Genomic DNA, 24,262 nt, shown 5'->3' with positions numbered 1-24,262 from the left:
CCTCTTTTTTGTAAAAAGTAAAATTTAGTAAACAAATCATATAATAAACTTCAAGCTTCTAGTATAGAAGAGAAAGCTACACTTAAAGCTTTTTTCAAACAAAACTTATGAAAAAAGGCAAACTATTATGCTACAAGAAACAAAAGATAAAACAGTATTTTTAAAATCAGATAAAATTGGTGAGGGTGAATTAGGCTCAATGCTAATAAGAGGTTTTTTAAAAGCAATGGCTGAGCAAGAAAAATTACCAAGTAAAATTATATGCGTAAATAGTGCAGTTTTATTAACTACTACAAATGATGAAAATGATGATGCACTAATTGCTTTAAAGGATTTAGAATCAAAAGGTGTAGAGATTTTCTCTTGTGGAACTTGTCTTGACTTTTATGAAAAAAGAGATGAATTAAAAGTTGGAATTGCTGGTAATGCAATGGACACAATAGCAACACTTCTAAACACTAATACAGTTACTTTATAGTAATCTTTCACTTTAAAACCTAAGAAATTTTTTTCTTAGGTTTTACACATAAAATTTTCACTTTTACTTTATATATTTTTAAAAAGGTATATTATGTTTAATATAAAAAGCTTTACTAACTCTATATCTAAAGAGCTATTTTTTAGATTTCCTCTTGTTTTCATATTTATGATTTTATGTTTTTTCCTTGCAGTATTTGAGAATAATCAAATCTATTTATTAGAACAAAAACTTCAAGGTAAATTATTTTTGAGTAGTTTTATTCTTATTGGATTTACTTTAGCAACTTATTTATATTTAGAAAGGAAAAGTTTAGATAAGATAAAGAAAATCTCATTTTTCTTAGTATCTTTACTTATTGTATATTTAGGCGTTTTTACATATGAAGATTCACTTTTATATCTTATTTTTGCAGCTTATTTAAGTATTACTTTTTCAAACTTTTCAAATATAAAAAACTCAAACTATTCAATATTATCTTTTAATATGCAAGTTACTAATAGTGTAGTTTTTGCTTTTTTTAGCTCTTTTATTTTAGGTATAGGAATAAAGGTGATACTTTTAACATTAAAGTATCTATTTTCACTTACTTTTTTTGATTTAATTAGTGATGAAATGATGATTTTTATAAGTATAATTATATTTCCTACTTTAGTTTTAGCAAATATTCCCAAAAATATTGAGCCTTTAAAAAATAGTTTAAAATTAAAAAAAGCAGTAGAACTTTTAATAAAAAATATTTTAACACCTTTGATTTTAATATATACTATTATTTTATATGCATATTTTATAAAAATTATCATAATTCAAGAGTTGCCAAAAGGTGATTTGTCTTGGATGATTTGTATATTTTTAAGTTTATCAATTTTAGTAAAAGCTTTTTTGAAATCTATAAAAGAGCAATCTATTTTTACAAATTTTATTGATAAATATTTTATTTATTTAATGATAGCTCCAATAATATTTTTGGATATTGCAATTTATATAAGAGTTAGTGAATATGGAGTTACACAATTAAGATATTGCTTAATTATTTTATCTATTTGGTTTAGTTTTTTAATTGTTTTAGAGTTTATAAAAAAGCAATTTTGTATAAAAAGTAGTTTAGTATCAATGTTTTTACTTTTATTAGTTGCTTCTATTACGCCTTTGAGTTCATCAAATATATCTTTAAATTCTCAATTTAATAGATTTAAAATAGTTATTGAAAAATATGAAGTTTTTAATGATAAAACAAAATATAACTTAAAAGATTTGAGTTTAAAAAAACGAGTTGAATTAACTTCGATTATTAGTTATTTATCAAGAAGTAAAAAAGGAATGCAATTTTTAAATGAGTTTTTTAATAAAAACTTTAAAACAAAATTTGAAGTGTTTAAATATATAAATATGAAAGAAGCTTACTCTTATAATTTAAAAAGAGAAAAAAGTAAGTATGTACAGGAGTTTAATTTATATAATCTAGCATATGATTCAAAGGGATATGATTATGTCTTAAATTTAGCTAGTAGTAATAATAATGAAAAAGAGTATAAACTAGATGATGCAAAATTGAAAATAGTCTTAAAAGATTCTATTTTAAATCTTAAGATTGATAATAATACTATAAGCTTTGATTTAAAAGAAATAGTAAAAAACTGGGCTAAAAAAAATATTAAAAAAATAGATAACTCAAACTACAAAGAAACTATTTTTATAAGAAAAAATAAAAATATAGAGTATAAATTGAATATTCAATCTTTAAGTATCAATGAAAAAGAAGATAATATTAAAGTTGATTATATAAACTCTATTTTGATGATAAGAAGATAAAATGAGAAATATTTTTCTATTTTTCTTTGTTTTCTTTAATTTAAATGTTTTTGCAAACTCTTTGGATGAAAACTTAGTTAAAAAACAAATTGCAAAGATGTTAATTGTTGGTTTTGATAAGGCAAAAATAGATAATTCTTCTCAAATAGTTAAAGATATAAAAAAGTATCAACTTGGTGGAGTGATACTATTTGATAAAAATTTACAAGATAAGAGTAAATCTAAAAATATTATCTCTTTTGAACAAGTAAAGAAATTAACTCAAAGCTTACAAAATTTAGTAGATTATGAGCTTATTATTAGTATTGATCAAGAGGGTGGAAAAGTTCAAAGATTAAAAAAAGAGTATGGTTTTATAGAAACTTTAAGTGCAAATGATATTTCAAAATTATCATTAAATAAAGTAAGACAAGAGTATAAAAGTTTAGCTTTACAACTAAGTGAATTAGGAATTAATTTAAATTTTGCACCAGTAGTTGATTTGGCAATTAACCCAAATAATAAAGTTATAACAAAATTAAATAGAGCATATTCAACTAATGTAAATGAAGTAGTAAAATATGCAAAAATATTAATACAAGAACAAGAAAAAAATAAAGTAACTAGTGTTCTTAAACATTTTCCAGGGCATGGTTCTTCTTTAGAGGATTCTCATAATGGGTTCGTTGATATTACTAATAGTTGGAATAAAATTGAGTTAGAACCATACAAAAAATTAATTAAACAAAATAGTGTAGATATGATAATGACAGCACATGTTTTTAATAAAAATCTTGATGAGAATTATCCTGCGACTTTATCATACAAAGTCAATACAAAATTATTAAGAAAAAAATTGGGATTTCAAGGAATTATTATAAGTGATGATTTACAAATGAAAGCAATATCAAAACACTATAGTTTAAATGAAGTTGTAAGACTTACTATAAATTCAGGTGTAAATATACTATTATTTGGCAATCAATTAGCAAAATATAAAACAACTGATATTATAAATACTATTTATGAAGAAGTAGAAAAAGGAAATATAGCTTATGAAAAGATTATACAATCAAATAAAAAAATAAAAAACTATTTATTTAGAAAATAAATTTATAAGTGATTAAAACTAATGAAATTATTAACATAAATAATATAAAATTGCTTAAAAATTTTATATTAAGAGGTAAGTTTGATTAAGTTATTTATTTCATCAAAAAAGTTCCAAAACTTTATTGCTACATTGATTGTAATCAATGGAATTATTTTAGGTTTAGCTACTTCAAAACAAATTGTTCAAGAGTATTCAAGTATTCTTACTTTTTTAGATAATACTATTATTGCTATTTTTACAATTGAGATAATTCTTCGTATATATGTGCATAGATTGAGTTTTTTTAAAGATCCTTGGAGTTTATTTGATTTTTTTGTAGTTGCAATATCTTTAGTTCCTGCAAATGAAGGTTTATCAATATTAAGAGTACTTAGAGTATTAAGGCTTTTTAGATTATTAACTGTAATTCCTCAAATGAGAACAATTATAGCAGCACTACTTGGTGTTATTCCTGGAATTGCTTCTGTTTCAATGGTCTTATTATTGTTCTTTTATGTATTTGCTATTATGGCAACTAATCTTTATGGAGCTAGTTTTCCCCAATGGTTTGGAACTTTAGGTGAGAGTATGTATACACTTTTTCAAGTAATGACATTGGAGAGTTGGTCAATGGGAATAGCAAGGCCTATAATGGAACTATATCCTTATGCTTGGGTATTTTTTGTAATTTATATATTAATTGTAACTTTTGTAATGGTAAATTTATTTATTGGACTTATTGTAGATGCTATTTTTACAATTAAAGGTGAGCAAAAGGAAGAAAAGTCTAAAGAGTTACAAGAAATAGAGCTTTTAAAAGAACAAGTGCAAGAATTAAAACAAATCTTATTAAAAAAGAGTGAAAATGATAATACTTGATTTTGAAACAAATAGTAAAAGTGTAGGAGATGTAATAGAAGTTGCAGCTGTAAAAATTGATGCAAATCTTAATATTTTAGATAAATTCCATAGATATTATTTATCAAGATATAGTTTAAATCCTTACTCTTTTGCAGTTCATAGATTAACTCCTGAGATGATTATGGAGTATAGAAAAGATAAAAATTACTCTTCATATTTTACAGAAGATGAAGACTTTTATGAGTTTTGTGAAAATAGTGATACCCTAATTGCTCATAATATCTCTTTTGAGTTAAGGCATTTAAATAAAAAAGTATATTTTCAAAATCAAATTTGTACAATGAAAGAGAATAAACATATTGTAAATGCAAGAAATAAAAATGGCAATATCAAGAATCCAAGACTAAATGAAACTTGCCATTTTTATGGAATAGAGTTTGATGAAAACAAGCATCACACTGCAACATATGATGTTACAAAAACATATGAAATATTAAAGTGTATGCATGAATATAATAAAATCAATTTTTAAGAATTTTTTTCTTCATCTTCTTCATGGTTCTCATGAGTTTGTTTTTTATCATCTTTCTTATGAGAACGCGAGAATTTTTTTATTCCTTCTAATTCATAATTTATTGCATTTACAGATATTGAGATCTCAACAAGTGCAATAAATAAAGATAAAGTCATCGAAACTAAACTAAGCCCAAAAAGTACTTCACCTAAAAAATTTAATTCTAAGAAAAGAAAAAACATAGAAATTGTACAAAGTATTAAAGAAAATACTCCATAAATTTGCATCTGTTTTATTAATGAGACTCTTTTTTTTAAACTTCTAATTTGTTTAGAGGCTTTTGGAACTTTTCCATCTCGTGCATTTGCACTTAAGCCTCTAATTAGTTGTCCTGTTGTTAAAAATCTATTAGTATAAGCTAATAAAAGTAAAGATATAGCTGGAAATAATAATGCTGGAGTAGTAATCGCTATATTTAATGTATTCATTAACTATTTTCCTCTAAAGTTTCTATTTGAATCTCTTTTTGTAGTTTTTTTAGAAGTTGCTTTTTTTACTGGTTTTGTAATATTTTTCTTTTCTGTTAATTTCTTTTTTTTCTTTTTGAAAAGTCTTGGTTGTTTCTCTGTTAATTCATATTCATCTAAAACTAATCTTTTGATTGTAATCATTAAATCTTTTTCAATCTTTTCAAGTTGTTTATACTCATTTGCACAAACTAAAGTAATAGCTTGACCAGTTTTGCCAGCTCTTGCTGTTCTTCCTACTCTATGTGTAAAATCATCAGTACTTAAAGGTAACTCAAAATTTACGACATAAGGTAAATCTTCTATATCAATACCTCTTCCTGCAATATCAGTTGCTACTAAAACTCTAATTTTATCACTTTTGAAATCTCTTAAAGCTCTTGCTCTTGCAGGTTGTTTGATATCTCCATGAATACAAAGTGTTGATAATCCATCTAGGTTAAACTGTTGTGTGATTTCATCTGCTATTTTTTTTGTATTTACGAAAACTAAAACTTTATGATAGTTTTTTGAACCAATTAAAAATGAAAGCATCTCTATTTTCTTAAAACTATCTATTTTGTATGCAGTGTGTTCTATTGAATCTACTCTTTGTCTTACATTTGTTAATTCAACAACTGTTGGCTTATTTAAAAACTCTTTAGCAAGTTTTTTTACATTTTGTGAAATAGTTGCAGAAAACATTGAAATTTGTCTATATTGGCTAACTTGTGCAAGTATTCTTTTTACTTCCTCAATAAATCCCATTTCTAAGATTGTATCTGCTTCATCTAATATAACTCTATTTATACTTGAAATACTTAATATCTTATTTTCTACATGATCTAGTAATCTTCCTGGTGTTGCAACTATAATATCAACACCTTTTTTGATTTTTTCTGCTTGAAGTTTATTGCTAACACCACCATATGAAACTGCATGTTTTATATTTAAATGTCTTGAATAGTTTGATATATTTCTAGCAATTTGATTTACAAGTTCCCTTGTTGGTACAATTATAAGAACTCTTGGAACTCTTTTTTTATTGTAATCAATCTCTTCTTTTAATTGTTCTAACATAGGTAGTAAAAAAGCAGCAGTTTTTCCTGTACCACTTTTAGCAGCAGCAATTAAATCTTTTTTATTTAATAAAACAGGTATTGCTTGTTTTTGAATAGCTGTTGGACTTTCATAACCTTCTTCTTTTAATGCTTTAATTAACTCTTTTGATAATTGAATTGAGCCAAATTTTTCGATAGTAATTCCTTTGAATAGTCATTTTTTGAAGAAATTATAGCATAACTTTTTTATAATTTTAACTTTTTTAAATAAGAAGTTATCAAAGGTTGATTATCTTTTCTACAAATCATGTAAGTATGAATATTTTTAAATTCATTTGGAAGAGTCTCTATTTTTACTTCATTTTTAAAGTTTAAGTGATCTACTACAAAAATAGGAAGTACTGTTATTCCCATCCCCATTTTTACACATCCAATAATTGTCTCTAAACTTCCAAACTCTATATTTTTATAAGGCTTATTCTGTTTTTTCATATACTCGTCTAAATGCTTTTTATAAGTACAACCTTTTTTAAAAGTCAATATATTATTTGCAGCATTTTTATGTAAAGGTTTTAGTAAAACTAACTCTTCTTTAAACTCTTTTATTATCATAAACTCTTTATTTGTAGGTTTTCCACTAACAAATGCAATATCAACTTTATAATCAAGTAACATATCAATTAATTCTTGACTTGGACCTGTTGAAAGTTCTAGTTTCATATTTGGGTATTTTTTATCTATTTTAGAAAGTAAAGTTACTATTCTTGTTGCTGCATTTGATTCTGTTGAAGCAATTTTTAGTGTTTCTTCATGTTTTAAGTGCATTATAAACTGTTGGGTTTCATATACTTTTTGTACAATTTCTTTTGCATAAGGATATAATTTCTCTCCCACATCTGTTAATACAATACCTTTTGAAAATCTATGAAATAATGTGTATCCAATACTCTTCTCAAGCTGTTTTATTCTTGCTGTTACATTAGATTGAGCACAATTTAATTCAATTGATGCTTTGGAAAAGCTACGGTTGTTAGCTACACTTAAAAATATTTTTAATAAATTGGAATCCATCACTAATCCTTATATCACTTATAGTTATTAATTATTTGACTTTGAATCATTATAAGTGATATTATAACACAAAAACTTAGGTTAGGCAATGAAAAGTATTTTAAATAAAAAGAACAATGCAAATATTATTGTTGCGGGTATATTTGCACTTATTATTGGTATGGGTATTGCAAGGTTTGCTTTTACCTCACTTTTACCATCAATGTTAGAAAACAAACTTGATATTAGTTTTGCTGGATTACTTGCTTCTATTAATTATTTTGGATATTTACTTGGGGCAATCTTTGCAATTTTTATAAAAGATGTTTCTTTAAAAGTTAAATTCTTTAGAATAGGGCTATTTATATCTTTTTTTTCTACTATTGTTTTAGGTTTGCAAACAAATGATTTTGTTTGGATAGTATCAAGGTTTGTAGCAGGTTTTGGTTCTGCAATGCTTATGGTAGTTGGTTCATCTTTAGTTATGAGTCGTTTGAATTTTGAAGATAAGACAAAAGCTATGGGAATACATTTTTCAGGAATAGGATTTTCAATAGTTGTAACTGATATTTTAAGTAGAACTGTTTTAAACTACTCTTCATGGGAAAATGCATGGATAGCATTAAGTATTTTATCTATTATCTTAGGTGCATACTCATTTTATATTTTAGATGAACAGAAAAATGAAAATTTTGTAAAAATAAAAGGAAAAGCCTTTAAAATAGACTCTTTTGTTGTAGTTTTGATTTTTACATATTTTACTGTTGGAATTGGTTTTGTTGTTCAAGGAACTTTTTTACCTGATATTATTAATAGTATTGAAGGATTGGAGGGTATTGGTTCAAACTCATGGCTTTTAGTAGGAGTTGCTGGAGTTCCATCTTGCATAATTTGGATGAGACTTGCCTCTTGTTATGGAAGTGTAAATATAATACTTGTTTGTATGGTTCTTTTAATAGTAAGCATTTTAATTCCTACTTTTACATCTAGTTTGTTGCTTAATTTAGTAAGTGCATTTTTATATGGAGCTACATTTATTGCACTAGTAGGCTTGTTTTTAAATTTAGGTGGAAAAATAGCAAACTCAAATCCAGTTTTTTTAATGGGAGCTTTAACTAGTTCATATGGAATTGGGCAAATTACTGCACCTTTGTATTCTATTGCTTTAATTAAAAAGTATCATAATTATGATAGTACTTTATATCTTACTGCATTTATAATGCTTCTAGGCGTTATCGTTTTATATATAAATAAAAATAAGGAGAAAAAATATGCCAGTAATTAATGTAAAAATGACCCATGAAGATGGTGGAGCTACAAAAGAGCAAAAAGAGATGTTATCAAAGAAGTTAACACAAAGTTTTCAAGAAGTTTTTAATAGAAAAACAAATAATGCAGTTGTAATAATTGAAGAAGTTAGTACTGATAATTATGCAATTGGTGGAGAGACAGTTAGTAATATACGAAAAATAAAAGCTTAGATTTTCTAAGCTTTTATATAATTTGTCCTAAGCCATCATCGATATAAGCATTTATTTTTTTTAAAAAATCTTCATAAGTTTTTTTACCAGTTTTATTGAATATTACTATTTTTTCACCATGTTCATCATGAATAAAGTGTTCTTTTTTAATAACTTCATTATATAATTTTTTACTTTCATCATCACTATCTAAATCATTATATAAAAACCAGTTTGCAGTATGATTTTCAATTCTAACAAGTCCAAATGTATTTTTATCATCTACATAATCTTGTATTGTGCCATCTTCAAATTTTGCACCAACAACCATATCATATTCATTTAAGAGCATTTCCATAATCTTTCCTTTAACCAAAATGCAATTATAACTGCAAATAAGTTATAATTTGTTTTAAAAAAAATAAAAAGAGTTTTAATTATGATAAATTATACAAAGAAGTTAAATACAAGCAGAGAAATTTATCCAATAGATGATATAGAAGTTTCAGTAGAAAGTGATAGGGGTAGAATTATTTCAACACCAGCTTTTAGAAGACTTCAAAAAAGAACACAAGTTTTTCCTTTAGAGTTAAATGCAGCTGTTAGAAGTAGGTTAACTCATTCAATTGAAGTTCAACAAAACTCAAGATATATAGCAAGAACAATTTTAGAAAAAATCAAAAAAGAGAATAAAATAAAAACTTATCATCTTGAAAATTTGGAAAATGCTTTCATTTCAACGGCTGAGATGTCAAGTTTGGTACATGATATAGGAAACCCTCCTTTTGGACATTTTGCAGAATTATCAATAAATGATTGGATGAAAAATATTGGAGTAAAGTGCTTAGATAAACTTTATGAAAATATTAGTGAAAAAAATTTAAATTTAAAACAGATGTTAGTAGAAGATATTACAAACTTTGATGGCAATGCACAAGCAATTAGAATTATTAAATATCTTCAAAGATTAAATCTTTCATACTCTCAAACAGCTTCTGTTTTAAAATATACAAGAGGAGCCTTTGAAAAAAAACCTGAAAGCAATGACAAATTAAATTATTTGAAAAAAAAGCCAGGATTTTATTATTCTGAAAAAGAGTTTGTTAAAAAAGTTTGTGATGCTTTAGAAATAAAACAAGGATGTAGATTTCCTTTGACATATATTATGGAAGCAGCTGATGATATCTCTTATTTAACAGCAGATATTGAAGATGCAGTTGACAAAGGTGTGTTTACACTTGATGATTTATATAGATATATAAATGAAGAGTGCAAAAAAGTAAATGAAAAATATAAAAAAGATGAAACTTTTTTACTTGATTTAATTAATAAGTATTATAAAAAAGCAAAAGAACAAGAAGAAGAACCTTATCAGTTTAATCTCTTTTTAACACTTACAAGAGCAAATTTGATTAATTATTTAGTAAAATATGTTGCAGATGTATATTTACAAAATCATCAAGAAATTTTTGATGGTTCATTTAATAAAGCACTATTAGATTTTGATAAGGCAAATAAATACTCTTTAGCAATTGAAGTATTACAGAATATATCTATAAAATATATCTATAATAATAGAGAAAAACAGGCTTTAGAACTAAAAGGGCATACAATTTTGCATGGTTTATTAAATTGTTATAAACCTCTTTTAGAGTTAAGCAGTAGTGATTTTAAAAAGCTTGTATTAAAACAAAAAATTGATTGTTTTGTATCATCACGACTTATTGGAAGACTATCTTCAAAACATATTGTTGCTTATTCAAAAGCAATAGAAGAGTTAAATAGTGAAGATAAACAAAGATATAATCTTTTAGAGTGGTATTATAGAGCAAGATTAATAATTGATTATGTTTCTGGAATGACTGATGATTTTGCTTTAGATGAGTATAAAACTTTAACTGCAAGTTAAGAATATTTCTTAACTTGTATGCTTTGCTATAAAATCATCAACTTTTTTTAAATACTCTTTTTTTAACTCTTTTGAGATAAAAGAAGAATTAAAAGAGTTTTTAACTAATGTGATAATATCTTCTTTTGATAAGTCTAAGTTTTTATATATTGCGTGAAAATTATCATTTAAATATCCACCAAAATATGCAGGATCATCTGAGTTTACTGTGACATTTAGTCCAAAATCAAGCATTTGTTTAATTGTATGTTGTTTCATGTTTTCAAATACTTTTAGTTTTGTATTTGATAAAGGACAAACTGTAAGTGCCATTTGTTCTTCTTTTAATCTTTGCATTAATTTATTATTATATACAGCTTGTACCCCATGATCTATTCTATTTACCTTTAAAATATCAAGTGCATCATTTATAAATTTATATGAACCTTCTTCCCCTGCATGAGCAACAAGCATAAAACCTAATTTTTTTGCCTCTTCATACACGTCTTTAAATTTGCTAGGTGGATTTCCAATTTCAGAAGAATCTAGTCCAATTCCAATGATTTTTTCTTTAAATTTACTAGCTTGCTCTAAAGTTTTAAAAGCATCTTCTTGACTTAGGTGTCTTAAAAAGCACATTATTAATTTTGAACTTATTCCTAACTCATTTTTTCCATCTTCTAAAGCATTAGTAATTCCATTGATTATTGTTTTAAATTCAATATTTCTACTTGTATGTGTTTGTGGGTCAAAAAAGATTTCAGTGTGAATTATACTATTTTCTTTGCATTTCAATAAGTATTCAAAAGTTAAATCATAAAAGTCTTGCTCTGTAATTAAAACTTTTGCACCACTATAATATATATCAAGAAATGACTGTAAATTGGTGAAGTTATAGGCATTTTTTATTTCTTTAATTGATTTATATTCAAGCTTTATATTATTTCTTTTTGCTAGTTCAAACATCAATTTTGGCTCTAAAGTTCCCTCGATATGTAAATGAAGTTCAGCTTTAGGTATTTTGTTTATAAACTCTATCATTAAAATCCTTTTTTATTAAATGAAGTTATAGCAAAAAAAAACTAAAAAAGTTTAAACATTAAGTTTTTAAATTAGTTAAATTTTTTTTCAAACTTTAATATTTTAGGGGTTACAATTAGTGTAATTTAATTGCAAGGAGGTAATATTGACAGATAATATAACAGAAGCTTTTTGTGATAATGCTAAAGGTTTAAAAGATATTTGAAACTTTAGTTAATTTTGTAAAATATTACAAATAACCCTACCATTTATATGGTAAAAGATTATAATCTTTTAAATAAAATAGATTATTATAAAAGCTTAAGGTGCTTAAAGTAAGCAAACTTACAGTTTAGACACTATATATATACCTTATTTACCTCCATAGTTTTTATGGAGGTTTTTTTATTGCAAAAATTTGTTATAATACAAAAAAATAAAAGGCCAATTATTAAAAAGTTTAGAAAAGTACATATAGAAATAACAAATATTTGTAATTTAAAATGCTCTTTTTGTCCTCCAAAAATAAAACCAAATGCTACTATGAATTTAGAAAAATTTGATGAGTTAAATTGTGAGTTGAAATCATATACAAAAGAGTTAGCATATCACATTGTAGGTGATCCTTTAGTTTTGTCAAATTTAAATGATTATTTAAATATAAGCAAAAAGCATGGATTAAAAGTAAATATTACAACAACTGCAAATAATATAAATAAAAAACATTATGAAGCTTTGAGTAATACTATTTTAAAACAAATAAACTTTTCAATAAACTCTTATAATGCAAACTCTCATAAAAAAAGTTTAAATGAATATTTACAAGCTATTATTGATTTTATAAAATATGCACAATCAATTAATCATGAATACTTTATAAATTTAAGAATTTGGAATTTAGATGATACAAAAAGTGCAAAAGAGTTTAATAAAAAAGTTTTTGACAAAATAAATAGTGAGTTTGAATCTAATATTGATATTGATGATGTTTATAAAAATAGACCTAAAAATATAAGAATTGCAAGAAAAATATTTTTTAATTTTGATGATTATTTTAAGTGGCCAAGTTTGGATGAAAATGTTATTTCAACAAAAGGATTTTGCTATGGTTTAGATTCTCACTTTGGAATATTAAGTAGTGGTGAAGTCGTACCTTGTTGTTTAGACCAAAATGCAGTGATAAATTTAGGAAATATAAACAGCTCAAAACTTGATGATATATTGAAAAGTAAAAGAGTTTTAGATATACAAAAAGGGTTTAAAAAAAATATTTTAATTGAAGAATTATGTCAAAAATGTGATTATAGAAAAAGATTTGATAAGGAAAATTAATGAATGAATTGGATTTAGTTAAAGTAAGTATTAGAGATTTTTTTACAAAAAAGATGTTAAAGTTTGCAATTTTACCTTTAATATTTACTTTGTTTATTATGTATATACTATTTTTTAGTGCAGCTGGTTATGGAATGGATTCTTTACAAATAGTTATAACACAAGCGCAAAATGGACAAGAAATAACAGCACCTGAAAATGCACCATTTTATTTTGATTGGGCTACTTTTTTACTTCAATATTCAGTTACTGCTTGGATTGTTGCTTTTTTAGTTTATACAATTGGAATTATATTTGTTATGATGTTTTCTGTATTTTTAACTCTTGCAATTATTGGTTTTTTAACACCTTTTATTTTAAAAGCTTTACATAAAAGACATTATAGTGATTTAAAAATGGATGGACATGGAACAATGTTAACGCCACTTTTTGTTTTAGCAAAAAGTACTTTTATGATGATATTTTTATTTATTTTATTTATTCCTTTGTATTTCATACCATTAGTTAATGTTATTGCTTTTAATATACCATTTTATTATTTTTTTCATAAACTATTAAATCATGATGTTGCATCAACAATATTAAATGATGAAGATTATTTTTTAATACATAAAAAAGGGAAAAATAGTTTTAGAATAAGAACTTTCTTACTTTATATGTTATCAATGATTCCTTTTATTACGCTATTTTCAGCGGTTTTCTTTATAATATATTTAGGTCATGGATACTTTATAGAGTTAAGAAAGTTAAAAGAGGGTGAAGCAAGTGCTATTGATAAGTTCTTAGAACTTAAGTAACTAGCCTATACCCTGTACCTTGAATATTTTTTAAAATACCATTTGGTAATTTTTTTCTAAAGTTTTTTATAAATAGTCTCATTGCATTTGGAGTCATGACATTTGCATCATCCCAAATTTGTGTTTCCATCTCTTGGTATGTAATGATTCTATTTTTATTTATTAGTAACTTTAAAAAAGCATTCTCTTTTTTTGTTAAGATGTGTTCTACATCTGGACCTGTTACACATGATTTGCTTTCATCATAAATCCATTTTGGAATAAGATTATAAACAGGTGCTGCTGCATAACTTTTTATAAAAGCCTCAAGTGCTTCTGTTAATTTAGCTTCTGTAATTGGTTTTATAATATATTTTACAAGATGTAATTCTGTTGCTTCTAACATATACTCCAAATCAGTATGCGCAGATGTAATTATAACCCTAACTTTTGAATCGGTTTTTCTGATTTTTTTTATTAAATCAATTCCTGATTCTTTTGGCATTCTAATATCAGTAATAATTAAGTCAGGCTTTTTATCTTGATATAATTTATAAGCATCTTTTGCATTTTTTGCTAAATATAAATTCTTAAACATATGTTTTAAAATTTCAAAAATATTATTTCTAATTCCATCTTCGTCTTCAACATATAATAAATTAAAACTACTTAATTGCTTAATTAAGTCTTGGTTCATAGTAAAATCCTTATTAGAAAAGATATGGTATCATATCAAAAAAAGCCTAATCAATGCATAAACTTGAAGTATTGAAAAATAAAATTAAGAGTGGAATTTATCTTGCAACTAATAACAGAAAAAAATATATCAAAAATGATAATTTATGTTTTTATAATAATTATGTCTTCAATGATTTTTATGATTTCATATTTTTATGTAAAAAATACAAATAAAAACTTTGAATTACAAATGGATAAATATGTAAATGAGTATTATAATAATCAAAAAGCGATATTAAAAAAACAAGTTGAAACTGTTATTGATATTTTAAATTACAATATAACACAAGAGCATAAAACAAAAGAAAGTATCCAAAAAGAAGCAATTAGATTATTAAATAATATCTCTTTTCAAGAAAAAAGAAGTGATTACTTTTTTGTATATGAAATAGAGAATATGAATGGTGGGGATGGTTTTGCAAAAATGATTGTAAATCCAAATAGACCTGATTTATTAGGAAAGTTAATCTCTACAAAATATGAAGATGCTGATGGGAAAAAATTTAGAGAAGAGTTTATGCGTAGTATTAGAAAAAAAGGAGACTCTTTTAATCAATATGCATATAAAAAACCCAAATCAAATGAAATTAAACAAAAGGTTTCTTATTTTAAGTTATATAAACATTGGAATTGGGTTATTTCAATAGGTGTTTATACAGATGATATAGAAAAAGAGATTGCACTAAAAAGAAAAGATTTAAAGCAAAGAGTAAAAACACAAGTAGTACAAAATATATTAGTTTTTTTACTATTTCTTACTATAGCAATAGTACTATCAATTTTAGTTTCAGAAAAAATAGATGATGTTTTACAAAACTATCAAAATAAAGTAAAAGCTAAATCTAAAGAGTTAATGCAATTAAATCAAAATTTAGAAAAGAAAGTAAAAGAAGAGGTTAGTAAAAATAGAGAACATGAACAACTGCTTGTGCAAAAATCAAGATTTATTGCCTTAGGCGAGATGATTTCAAATATAGCACATCAATGGAGACAACCACTTTCAGAATTGTCATCTATTTTGATGTTTATAAAGTTTAAATATAGTATGAATGGTTTAGATGAACAAATAATGCAACAAAAATCACAAGAAGCTGAAAAGGTTATTGATTATATGTCTCATACTATTGATGATTTTAGGAATTTTTTTATGCCTAAAAAAGATAAAGAGACTTTTTTATTAAATAGTGCAGTAGAGTCTGTTATTACAATTTTATCAAGTGCATTAAGTAGTAATAAAATAAAAATAACTATAAACATAGATGAAAATCTTAAGGTTAATACATATTTAAATGAGTTTGAGCAAGTAGTATTAAATCTACTTTCAAATGCAAAAGATATATTGATTTTAAATAAAATAAATAAACCAAATATAAAAATTTTCGCAAGAGAGAATGAAAACGATATAAGTCTTTTTATTCACGATAATGGAAAAGGTATAGCAGTAGAACCAATTGAAAAAATCTTTGAACCTTATTTTACTACTAAAAGCGATAGTGATGGAACAGGGATAGGACTTTATATGTCAAAAATTATTGTAGAAAAAAATATAAAAGGTAAGTTAAGAGTGCAAAATGTAAATGATGGTGCAAGATTTGAGATAGTTATTCCTAAAAAATAGACTTATTCTTTATCTTTATTATTTAATTGATCTTCTTTTTTCTTTGTTAGATATGCAAGTAATAATACAACTATTGTAATAACACTAAAGCTTATTATTTCATTTAAAAATGTTTCCATTTTTTACCTTTATTAAATAAAAAAAGCAAGAGATATCTCTTGCTTTTTTTTAATATTAAATAGATATAAATCTAATATTATCCAAACATTAGGTTTGGTAACCATAATGCAACTTGAGGAATATATGTAGTTATTATCAGTCCCACAAAGATTGTTAAAGTCCAAGGGAAAGCTGCAACAATTACATCTTTTATTGACATACCTGTAAGTCCACTAGTAACAAACAGGTTTAATCCAACTGGTGGGGACACCATACCTAATTCCATATTAATAGTAATTACAATACCAAAATGAATTGGATCAATTCCAAGAGCAACTGCTACTGGAAGTAAAAGTGGCACCATAATCATAATAATTGCACTTGGTTCCATAAATGAACCTGCTAAAATTAGTAACAAGTTAACCATTAGTAAGAACATATATTTGTTTACATTTGCTTCAATTAATGCTTCTGTAATTGCTTGAGGAATATTCTCAATTGTTAAAAAGTGTGCAAATAACATAGCATTGGCAATAATAAACATAATCATAGCAGTAGTTTTTGCTGATTCTAATGCTGTTGAATAAAGTTCATTGAATTTTATATCTTTATAAATAAATACAGATACAAAAAATGCCCACATACAAGCAACTGCTGCTGCTTCTGTTGGTGTAAAAATACCTCCATAGATACCACCTATAACAATTACAATTGTCATAAGTCCCCATGCTGCATCTTTCATCTTTTTTAATCGTATTTTAAAAGGTTGTGGTTCAGTTCTTTCGAATCCTAATCTTCTAGCACCAATGTAAGTTACAACCATCATCATAATACCAAGCATAACACCAGGAACAACACCTGCCATAAATAGTTTTCCAATAGAAACTTCAGCTGTTACACCATATACAATCAAAACAATTGATGGTGGAATTAAAATTCCTAGTGAACCTGCTGTTGCAATAGTACCAACTGCATATCTTTTAGGATATCCAGCTTGCATAATTGCACCAAACATAATAGAACCAATAGCAACAACTGTTGCTGGTGAACTTCCAGATACCGCTGCAAAAATAATCGATGCAAAAATTGCAGAAATTGGTAAACCACCTGGTAAATGTCCTACAATTGATTTAGCAAATTCAATAATTCTTTGTGCAGCACTACCTTTACTTAATAAGTTACCCGCAAAAATAAACATTGGAATTGCCATAAGTGAATAATGTTCAATTTTATCAAACATCATTGAAGAAATTTCAATAGGTGAAATTGGTGTAAATAGAACCAAAGTAACAAATGTTGCAGCACCTAAACAAATAGCTATTGGAGTACCTAAAATAACTAGGAAGAAAAATATACCAAATAATACAGCTACACTCATAGCATTCCTCCTGTTTTCTTTTCAACTTCTTTAACCATTTTATTTAAGTTTTTCACGTTTTCATTATCCTTATGCTCTTTTGCACCCATACCCATATCAGCTAGTACATGTTCAGCTTCACTCTCTTTTAGTATTTTTTCATGATTTGTACTTAAAATTGCATGAATTCTCTCAGCAACTCTATATGCACCAAATGCAAAAGATACTGGTATTACCAAATATACTATCCACATTGGCATATCCCATAAATCAATAGATTTTTCATCTAGTTCAATTACAAGTAATAGATATTTATAACCAAAATATGATACTGCACATAAAAAAATAAATGTTATAAAATGTGATATTATAAGCATAATTTTTGCAATTCTTGATGGTACAACATCTAAAACAATAGTAACAGCAATATGTGCATCTTTTTTGAAACAGTAAGCAGCTGCAAAAAACACACTCCATAAAAATGAAAAAATTGTTAATTCTGTTGCCCAAGAAAATGAAGCATCAAATAAATACCTAGCTACAACATTAACAAATGCTACAGTAACCCCAGTAATGATTCCCATTACTGCGATTTTTTGATTTATATGACCTATTATTTTGCTAATAACATTAAATAAAGTCATAATAAACTATTCCGTTGCTAATGTTTTCTTAATTAGATCTTCACCAATAACATCTTTGTCATAGAAGTCTGGATAAATTTTGCTTACTGCATTCTTCCAAGCATCTCTTTGCTCTTGTGTTAATGTAAAGATTTCTAATTTTCCAGTTTCTTTAGCATACTCTTTGATTAAGTTGAATTGTTCTGTATTTAAATTTTCTGCGTACTCTCTTTCTTTTTCAGTAGCTTCTTTGATTGCTTGCTCAACATTTGCTTGTAATTCTGGTGATAAAGAGTTCCAGAATTTTTCACTCATTACAACTAAGTAACCTAAATAACCATGGTTAGAAATAGTTAAATATTTTTGTACTTCATGAAATTTTTTAGTGTAGATATTTGAAATTGGGTTTTCAGCCGCATCAATAACACCTTGTTGTAAAGCAGAATATACTTCAGAAAATGGCATCATTTGAGGATTTCCTCCAACTGCATGGAATTGTGCTTCTAAAACTTTTGAAGACATAATTCTAAATTTTTGACCAGCTGCATCTTCTGGTAATAAAATAGGTTTTACAGATGATGAAAATTGTTTAAAGTGATTATCCCAAAACGATAATGCTTTATATCCCTTATCTGTTACCATATCTTTAAGTGCAGTACCTACTTCACCATCTTGTACTCTATGTAAATGGTCAATATCTTTAAATAAAAATGGTAAATCAAATAAAGCTAATTGAGGAACTATTTTACCAAATTTAGAAAAACTTGGTGCAGCCATTTGAACTGAGTCTAGTTTCAATGCTTTTAATACTGAATTATCATTATATAATTGAGAAGAAGGATAAACTTGAACGTCAATTTGACCATCTGTTAATTCTTCTAATCTTTTTTCAAAATAATCAGCAGCTTTACCTTTTGGTGTATTAGCACTTACAACATGTGAAAACTTAAGTGTATAAGTTTGCTTACTTGTTTCTCCTGAAGCTTTAGCTTCTTTTGAGTCACCTTTGTTGTCACCACAACCTGTAAAAAATAATGCTGATGCAACTACAGCACTAGATACTATGCCTTTCATGATTTTTGTCATTTTTACTCCTTGATTTTGTTAAACAGAAAATTATAATGTAAAATTATGTACTTATTATGTAAAATATAGCAAATTTTTAAATTTCTTTTCAAAAAATGTTCTAGACACTATAATATCGATATTTGAGCATATGTTAATTATAGAAAAAAATGAGAAAAATAGCATAAAAATAGCAAAAAAAACAAAAAAAGCGCAAGTATTAAATATAACTTAAAATTATAAATTAAATATTAGTAAAAAGTAGAAATAATTATTTTATTTTCTCTATATTAAAAGAGAATATTTAATTTGAAATTTATAAATTTAATAAAAATTATTAGGTCACCTCCCTGTAACCACATTTTATGCAACAAATTAAAGCTTAATAACTGCTTATGTGTTATTTTTAACCATTTTTTAAATATTATTAAGATATATTATTAAACTTTTAATAAGGGATGAAATAATTATACTAAATTAATAAAAAGGAAAATGATGGGTTCTAACTTAGACTTATTAACATCTTTTAAAGATAACTGTGGTTTTGGTTTATTAGCACATTTGAAAAATAAGCCTAGCCATAATAATTTAGAAGATGCTATCACTTCGCTAGAAAGAATGATGCACAGAGGTGCAGTAGCAGCGGATGGAAAAACGGGAGATGGATCTGGGTTACTTCTTTCAATGCCAGATTATTTTATGAGAAAAGTTACTAGTGAATATGGTATTGATTTACCAGAAACTTATGCTGTAGCTATGATTTTTACTAAAGATTCAAAAGATATAGATGTATTTAAAGAATTTTGTGAAAATAATGACTTAAAAGTACTTATGACAAGAGAAGTACCTGTAGATACTAATGCACTTGGACAACAAGCTTTAAATACTTTACCAACTATTTTTCAAGTATTTGTAACACCAAGTACATTAATGTCATCGAAAAGATTTGAAGCAATGCTATACCTAACAAGAAAAGAGTGTGAGCATAAATTGAAAGATAAACAAGATTTTTATATCCCTACATTTTCTTCAAAAGTAATCGCATATAAAGGGCTTGTTATGCCTACGCATATAAAGCACTTTTATGTTGATTTAAGAGATGAAGATTTTAAAATCTCATTTGCTTTATTTCATCAAAGATTTTCAACTAATACGCTTCCTCAATGGAAATTGGCTCAGCCTTTTAGAACAATTGCACATAATGGAGAGATTAACTCTGTTGAAGCAAATAGATTTAGCGTAGAAATAAAATCTGAAAATATCAAGTCTGAAATTTTTACAGATGAAGAGATAAAAAGAATTTTACCTATTTTACAAGAAGGAAGTTCAGATTCTGCTTCTTTGGATAATATGTTTGAATTTATGGTAGCAAATGGGGTGGATTTTTTCAAAGCTGCTAGAAGTTTGATTCCAGCGCCTTGGCAAAATTCTCCACACATGGATTCTGATTTAAGAGCATTTTATGAATACACAGCAGCTGCAATGGAAGCATGGGATGGACCAGCCGCTGTTTCATTAACTGATGGAAGACACATAGGCTGTTTAATTGACAGAAATGGATTAAGACCATCAAAATATGTTATTACTAAAGATAAAAAACTTTATATAACTTCTGAATATGGTACTTTAGATATAGATGAAGAAAAAATATTAGAAAGAGGAAGATTACAATCAGGACAAATGATTGGAGTTGATCTTAAATATGGGAAAATATTAAAAGAAGATGATATAAATGATTATTTGAAATCATCTCAAAACTATTCAAAATGGCTAAATAATGGTATGAAATATCTTCAAGAATATATTGATGAGTCATTTTTAGAGTGGAGTGATTATTCAGTTGAAGAACTTGAAAAAAGACAGAAATATTTCAATATTACTTATGAAGCAATAGATCAAATTATTGATCCTATGGCAAAAGATGGTAAAGAGCCAGTAGGTTCTATGGGTGATGATACTCCAATTGCTGCTTTTTCAAAAGTAAATAGAAATTTTACAGATTTTTTTAGACAAAAATTTGCACAAGTTACAAATCCTCCAATTGATCCATATAGAGAAAAAGTAGTAATGTCTTTAGAAACAGGATTTGGAAGACTTCATAACTTCTTAGATGAAAAAGTAGAGTTTGCAAAAAGATTAAAAGTTTCAAGTCCAATTTTAATGAAAGAAAAATATGATATTTTATATTCATTTGGAAATTCAAAATCTCCTAGATATGATGAATATTATAAAAATAGATCATTTAGTACAACTTTTACGAATGATTTAGAATCAAGTTTGAAAGAGCTTGGAAAAAATATAATAAATGCAGTTAAAGATGATAACGTAACTGTAGTTATTTTAGATGATAGAGATATTAGTAAATCTAAAAAGCTTATTCCTATGGCAATGGCTGTTGGTTATATAAATCAACTTTTACTAAAAGAGGGTGTTAGACACTGTGTTTGTTTGGTTTCTGTTTCAGGTGAAGTTTATGATCCTCATATGGCAGCTGTATTATTAGCTTTTGGTGTAACTGCTATTTATCCATATATGATGTATGCAACAATAGTTGGTTTATATGAAAGAAAAGATATTTTAAAATATGAGATGCAAAGACTTCTTAAAAATACTCAAAAATCTCTGGATGCAGGTTTATTAAAGATTATGTCTAAAATGGGTATTTCTACAGTTGCTAGTTATAGAAATTCTGCGTTATTTGATGTTCTTGGATTATCTGATAAAATTGTATCTGAATGTTTTGAAGGTGCACATAGTGAATTAGCAGGACTTTGTTATTTAGATATTGAAAAAAGAATAGAAAAATCACACTATAATGCATATTATGATAATCATCATATTTTTCCACTTGATCTAGGTGGTTTTTATAAATATGTTGATGGTGGAGAATATCATGATTATGGTCCTAAAACTACTGCTTCAATGCATAATAAAAATGCTACAAAAAAAGAAAATATTTCTGATTTTGAGGGACTTAAAAAACTAATTGAAAATAGAGATAAAAAGTTTATTAGAGACTTCTTAGATTTCAATTCTGATAGAAAGTCTATTGATATTTCAGAAGTAGAATCAAAAGAGAATATATTTAAAAGATTTGCAAGTGCAGCTATGTCTTGTGGTTCTATATCTCCAGAAGCACATGAAGCTATAGCACAAGCAATGAACACAATTGGTGGTGCTTCTAATTCAGGTGAGGGTGGAGAAGACCCAAAAAGATTTAATACTTTAAAAAATTCTAAAATAAAGCAAATTGCTTCAGGTAGATTTGGAGTTACTCCAGGATACTTAGTAAGTGCACAAGAATTGCAAATAAAAGTTGCACAAGGTGCAAAACCAGGTGAGGGTGGACAACTTCCAGGGCATAAGGTAACTCCTTTAATTGCAACACTTAGACATACAGTACCTGGTGTTACATTGATTTCACCTCCTCCACATCATGATATTTATTCAATTGAAGATTTGGCTCAATTAATTTTTGATTTAAAGCAAATTAATCCAGGAGCAAAAATCACAGTAAAACTTGTTTCTTCTATTGGTGTGGGAACTATTGCAGCAGGTGTTGCAAAAGCATATGCGGATAAAATTATTATCTCAGGTGGAGATGGAGGAACAGGAGCAGCTCCTATGACTTCAATTAAACATGCAGGTAATCCTTGGGAAATTGGACTTTCAGAAGCACATAATGCTTTAAAGGCAAATCATTTAAGAGAGTTTGTACATGTTCAAACAGATGGTGGACTTAAAACTGGTTTAGATGTTGTTAAAGCTGCATTATTAGGTGCAGAGTCTTATGCCTTTGGTACAGCAGCACTTACACTGCTTGGATGTAAAATTTTAAGAATTTGTCATACAAATAAATGTTCAGTAGGTGTTGCTACACAAGATGAAGATTTAAGAAGTTATTTTACAGGAACTGTAGAAAGATTGATTTCATATTTTGATTTTGTAGCACAAGAAGTAAGAGAAATTCTTGCAAAACTTGGTTATAAAACAATGGAAGAAATAATAGGTAGAAGTGATTTATTAAAAGTAATTGATGATGAATTTGCCAAAAAATTTGATTTTCAAAATATTTTAAGAAGAGTTGATGGAGTTAATACTTGTCAAAAAGAGTCAAATGATCCATTTGATAAAAATAAATTTGAAAAAGAGATACTAAAAAAAGTTCATAGAGCAATTGAAAAACCAACTTTAAAAGTAAAAGTTAGTGAACAAATTTGTAATTTAAATAGAAGTTTTGGTGCATTAATTTCAGGGGAAATTGCAAAATACTATGGCGATGAAGGTTTACCACAAGATACAATCAATATTAATTTAAAAGGAATTGCAGGTCAATCATTTGGTGCATTTTTGAGTAAAGGTATGAATTTGCATTTAGAAGGTGCTGCAAATGATTATGTTGGTAAGGGAATGAATGGTGGTAAGATAACTATTACTCCACTACATCAAGGTAAAGACTTTGCTGGTATTGGTAATACTTGTTTATATGGTGCTACAGGTGGTCAATTATATGTAAGAGCAACAGCAGGTGAAAGATTTGCAGTTAGAAACTCTGGATGTATTGCAGTTGTTGAAGGTACTGGTGATAATGCTTGTGAGTATATGACAGGTGGTATTGCAGTAATTCTTGGACCAACTGGTATTAATTTTGGTGCAGGTATGACAGGTGGTTTAGCATTTATATATGATGATCAAAAAGCATTTGTAGATAATATGAATCAAGAATTAATAGAAGCAGTTAGAATTGATACAGATGATACAGAAAGAGAAAGATTATATTTGAAAAGATTATTGGTAGATTATTTAAATGAAACGGGAAGTGAGAAAGCTGAATCAATTTTAGATAATTTTAGAGCGGAAATTAGAAATTTCTGGTTGGTAAAACCTAAAAATATGACGGTATTGCCACTAGACCCTGAGAATGGAGATTAA

General features: G+C 26.3%; 20 protein-coding genes and 1 pseudogene. 12 read left to right on the top strand and 9 right to left on the bottom strand.

Annotated elements, in window-relative coordinates; all coding sequences use genetic code 11:
* Positions 1 to 109: 109 nt before the first annotated feature.
* The 5 genes and pseudogenes from yedF to AMRN_RS09685 form a co-directional block, all read left to right on the top strand.
* Positions 110 to 478: pseudogene (yedF, locus tag AMRN_RS09705) on the top strand (sulfurtransferase-like selenium metabolism protein YedF); the annotation flags it as partial.
* 93 nt (positions 479 to 571) lie between these two features.
* Positions 572 to 2,290 (top strand): DUF4153 domain-containing protein, encoded by a 1,719-nt coding sequence (locus AMRN_RS09700; RefSeq protein WP_118897430.1) that lies wholly within the window; start codon positions 572 to 574, stop codon positions 2,288 to 2,290.
* Between the two features lies 1 nt (position 2,291).
* Positions 2,292 to 3,380 carry a glycoside hydrolase family 3 N-terminal domain-containing protein gene (locus AMRN_RS09695; RefSeq protein ID WP_099311302.1) on the top strand — a complete coding sequence of 363 codons (1,089 nt, stop codon included), beginning with the start codon at positions 2,292 to 2,294 and terminating at the stop codon, positions 3,378 to 3,380.
* A gap of 81 nt (positions 3,381 to 3,461) precedes the next feature.
* On the top strand, positions 3,462 to 4,241 hold the full coding sequence (locus AMRN_RS09690; protein ID WP_099311301.1) for an ion transporter: 780 nt from the start codon (positions 3,462 to 3,464) through the stop codon (positions 4,239 to 4,241).
* Entirely contained in the window at positions 4,228 to 4,755 is a 528-nt protein-coding gene (locus AMRN_RS09685) for a 3'-5' exonuclease (protein ID WP_099311300.1), read from the top strand. The genes AMRN_RS09690 and AMRN_RS09685 overlap by 14 nt, the downstream gene beginning before the upstream one ends.
* Here AMRN_RS09685 and AMRN_RS09680 read toward each other — a convergent pair.
* The 3 genes from AMRN_RS09680 to AMRN_RS09670 form a co-directional block, all read right to left on the bottom strand.
* Positions 4,752 to 5,225, bottom strand: coding sequence for a DUF2721 domain-containing protein (locus AMRN_RS09680; protein ID WP_196777539.1), 474 nt, complete (start codon positions 5,223 to 5,225; stop codon positions 4,752 to 4,754). The genes AMRN_RS09685 and AMRN_RS09680 overlap by 4 nt on opposite strands.
* A 3-nt stretch (positions 5,226 to 5,228) precedes the next feature.
* Positions 5,229 to 6,419: a DEAD/DEAH box helicase gene (locus AMRN_RS09675; RefSeq protein WP_337460036.1), complete on the bottom strand. Its 1,191-nt coding sequence runs from the start codon at positions 6,417 to 6,419 to the stop codon at positions 5,229 to 5,231.
* Between the two features lie 131 nt (positions 6,420 to 6,550).
* On the bottom strand, positions 6,551 to 7,375 hold the full coding sequence (locus tag AMRN_RS09670; protein ID WP_099311299.1) for a LysR family transcriptional regulator: 825 nt from the start codon (positions 7,373 to 7,375) through the stop codon (positions 6,551 to 6,553).
* Positions 7,376 to 7,463: 88 nt separating this feature from the next.
* Between AMRN_RS09670 and AMRN_RS09665 the strand changes: the two genes are divergently transcribed.
* Positions 7,464 to 8,639 carry a YbfB/YjiJ family MFS transporter gene (locus AMRN_RS09665; RefSeq protein ID WP_099311298.1) on the top strand — a complete coding sequence of 392 codons (1,176 nt, stop codon included), beginning with the start codon at positions 7,464 to 7,466 and terminating at the stop codon, positions 8,637 to 8,639.
* The gene (locus tag AMRN_RS09660) at positions 8,626 to 8,835 is read left to right on the top strand and encodes a tautomerase family protein (RefSeq protein ID WP_099311297.1); all 210 of its coding nucleotides are present in this window, start codon (positions 8,626 to 8,628) and stop codon (positions 8,833 to 8,835) included. Before AMRN_RS09665 ends, AMRN_RS09660 begins: the two co-directional genes overlap by 14 nt.
* A 13-nt stretch (positions 8,836 to 8,848) precedes the next feature.
* Here AMRN_RS09660 and AMRN_RS09655 read toward each other — a convergent pair whose 3' ends face one another.
* The gene (locus AMRN_RS09655) at positions 8,849 to 9,172 is read right to left on the bottom strand and encodes a hypothetical protein (protein WP_099311296.1); all 324 of its coding nucleotides are present in this window, start codon (positions 9,170 to 9,172) and stop codon (positions 8,849 to 8,851) included.
* Positions 9,173 to 9,253: 81 nt separating this feature from the next.
* Between AMRN_RS09655 and dgt the strand changes: the two genes are divergently transcribed.
* Positions 9,254 to 10,723 (top strand): dGTPase, encoded by a 1,470-nt coding sequence (gene dgt / locus AMRN_RS09650; protein ID WP_099311295.1) that lies wholly within the window; start codon positions 9,254 to 9,256, stop codon positions 10,721 to 10,723.
* Positions 10,724 to 10,732: 9 nt separating this feature from the next.
* On the opposite strand, the gene AMRN_RS09645 is transcribed toward dgt, so the two are convergent.
* Positions 10,733 to 11,743: an adenosine deaminase gene (locus AMRN_RS09645; RefSeq protein ID WP_099311294.1), complete on the bottom strand. Its 1,011-nt coding sequence runs from the start codon at positions 11,741 to 11,743 to the stop codon at positions 10,733 to 10,735.
* A 387-nt stretch (positions 11,744 to 12,130) separates the two neighbouring features.
* Here AMRN_RS09645 and AMRN_RS09640 point away from each other — a divergent pair, with 387 nt between their 5' ends.
* Positions 12,131 to 13,054 carry a radical SAM/SPASM domain-containing protein gene (locus AMRN_RS09640; protein WP_228150828.1) on the top strand — a complete coding sequence of 308 codons (924 nt, stop codon included), beginning with the start codon at positions 12,131 to 12,133 and terminating at the stop codon, positions 13,052 to 13,054.
* A complete protein-coding gene (locus AMRN_RS09635; RefSeq protein WP_099311292.1) occupies positions 13,054 to 13,851 on the top strand; it encodes an EI24 domain-containing protein in 798 nt (265 codons plus the stop codon). Before AMRN_RS09640 ends, AMRN_RS09635 begins: the two co-directional genes overlap by 1 nt.
* Here AMRN_RS09635 and AMRN_RS09630 read toward each other — a convergent pair.
* Complete coding sequence (locus tag AMRN_RS09630) at positions 13,844 to 14,527, bottom strand: response regulator transcription factor (RefSeq protein ID WP_099311291.1); 684 nt, start codon at positions 14,525 to 14,527, stop codon at positions 13,844 to 13,846. The two genes, AMRN_RS09635 and AMRN_RS09630, sit on opposite strands and share 8 nt — an antisense overlap.
* A gap of 102 nt (positions 14,528 to 14,629) precedes the next feature.
* Here AMRN_RS09630 and AMRN_RS09625 point away from each other — a divergent pair, with 102 nt between their 5' ends.
* On the top strand, positions 14,630 to 16,186 hold the full coding sequence (locus AMRN_RS09625) for a cache domain-containing protein (RefSeq protein WP_099311290.1): 1,557 nt from the start codon (positions 14,630 to 14,632) through the stop codon (positions 16,184 to 16,186).
* 196 nt (positions 16,187 to 16,382) lie between these two features.
* On the opposite strand, the gene AMRN_RS09620 is transcribed toward AMRN_RS09625, so the two are convergent.
* From AMRN_RS09620 to AMRN_RS09610, 3 genes are read right to left on the bottom strand one after another with little or no spacing between them, the layout of a single operon-like run.
* The gene (locus AMRN_RS09620) at positions 16,383 to 17,663 is read right to left on the bottom strand and encodes a TRAP transporter large permease (protein WP_099311289.1); all 1,281 of its coding nucleotides are present in this window, start codon (positions 17,661 to 17,663) and stop codon (positions 16,383 to 16,385) included.
* The gene (locus AMRN_RS09615) at positions 17,660 to 18,286 is read right to left on the bottom strand and encodes a TRAP transporter small permease (RefSeq protein WP_099311288.1); all 627 of its coding nucleotides are present in this window, start codon (positions 18,284 to 18,286) and stop codon (positions 17,660 to 17,662) included. The genes AMRN_RS09620 and AMRN_RS09615 overlap by 4 nt, the downstream gene beginning before the upstream one ends.
* Before the next feature lie 6 nt (positions 18,287 to 18,292).
* Entirely contained in the window at positions 18,293 to 19,351 is a 1,059-nt protein-coding gene (locus tag AMRN_RS09610; RefSeq protein WP_191282119.1) for a TRAP transporter substrate-binding protein, read from the bottom strand.
* Between the two features lie 474 nt (positions 19,352 to 19,825).
* Here AMRN_RS09610 and gltB point away from each other — a divergent pair, with 474 nt between their 5' ends.
* Entirely contained in the window at positions 19,826 to 24,262 is a 4,437-nt protein-coding gene (gene gltB / locus AMRN_RS09605; protein WP_099311287.1) for a glutamate synthase large subunit, read from the top strand.

This window comes from Malaciobacter marinus (assembly GCF_003544855.1).
Classification (GTDB): domain Bacteria; phylum Campylobacterota; class Campylobacteria; order Campylobacterales; family Arcobacteraceae; genus Malaciobacter; species Malaciobacter marinus.
Note: the sequence above shows the minus strand (reverse complement) of the source record. Positions and strands in the feature narration are given on the sequence as shown.

Coding starts and splice junctions, on each gene's coding strand:
- AMRN_RS09635 (WP_099311292.1), top strand. CDS start 13,054: ATGAATGAATTGGATTTAGTTAAAGTAAGTATTAGAGATTTTTTTACA.
- AMRN_RS09670 (WP_099311299.1), bottom strand. CDS start 7,375: ATGGATTCCAATTTATTAAAAATATTTTTAAGTGTAGCTAACAACCGT.
- AMRN_RS09695 (WP_099311302.1), top strand. CDS start 2,292: ATGAGAAATATTTTTCTATTTTTCTTTGTTTTCTTTAATTTAAATGTT.
- AMRN_RS09660 (WP_099311297.1), top strand. CDS start 8,626: ATGCCAGTAATTAATGTAAAAATGACCCATGAAGATGGTGGAGCTACA.
- dgt (WP_099311295.1), top strand. CDS start 9,254: ATGATAAATTATACAAAGAAGTTAAATACAAGCAGAGAAATTTATCCA.
- AMRN_RS09665 (WP_099311298.1), top strand. CDS start 7,464: ATGAAAAGTATTTTAAATAAAAAGAACAATGCAAATATTATTGTTGCG.
- gltB (WP_099311287.1), top strand. CDS start 19,826: ATGGGTTCTAACTTAGACTTATTAACATCTTTTAAAGATAACTGTGGT.
- AMRN_RS09645 (WP_099311294.1), bottom strand. CDS start 11,743: ATGATAGAGTTTATAAACAAAATACCTAAAGCTGAACTTCATTTACAT.
- AMRN_RS09610 (WP_191282119.1), bottom strand. CDS start 19,351: ATGACAAAAATCATGAAAGGCATAGTATCTAGTGCTGTAGTTGCATCA.
- AMRN_RS09700 (WP_118897430.1), top strand. CDS start 572: ATGTTTAATATAAAAAGCTTTACTAACTCTATATCTAAAGAGCTATTT.
- AMRN_RS09630 (WP_099311291.1), bottom strand. CDS start 14,527: ATGAACCAAGACTTAATTAAGCAATTAAGTAGTTTTAATTTATTATAT.
- AMRN_RS09620 (WP_099311289.1), bottom strand. CDS start 17,663: ATGAGTGTAGCTGTATTATTTGGTATATTTTTCTTCCTAGTTATTTTA.
- AMRN_RS09680 (WP_196777539.1), bottom strand. CDS start 5,225: ATGAATACATTAAATATAGCGATTACTACTCCAGCATTATTATTTCCA.
- AMRN_RS09685 (WP_099311300.1), top strand. CDS start 4,228: ATGATAATACTTGATTTTGAAACAAATAGTAAAAGTGTAGGAGATGTA.
- AMRN_RS09615 (WP_099311288.1), bottom strand. CDS start 18,286: ATGACTTTATTTAATGTTATTAGCAAAATAATAGGTCATATAAATCAA.
- AMRN_RS09655 (WP_099311296.1), bottom strand. CDS start 9,172: ATGGAAATGCTCTTAAATGAATATGATATGGTTGTTGGTGCAAAATTT.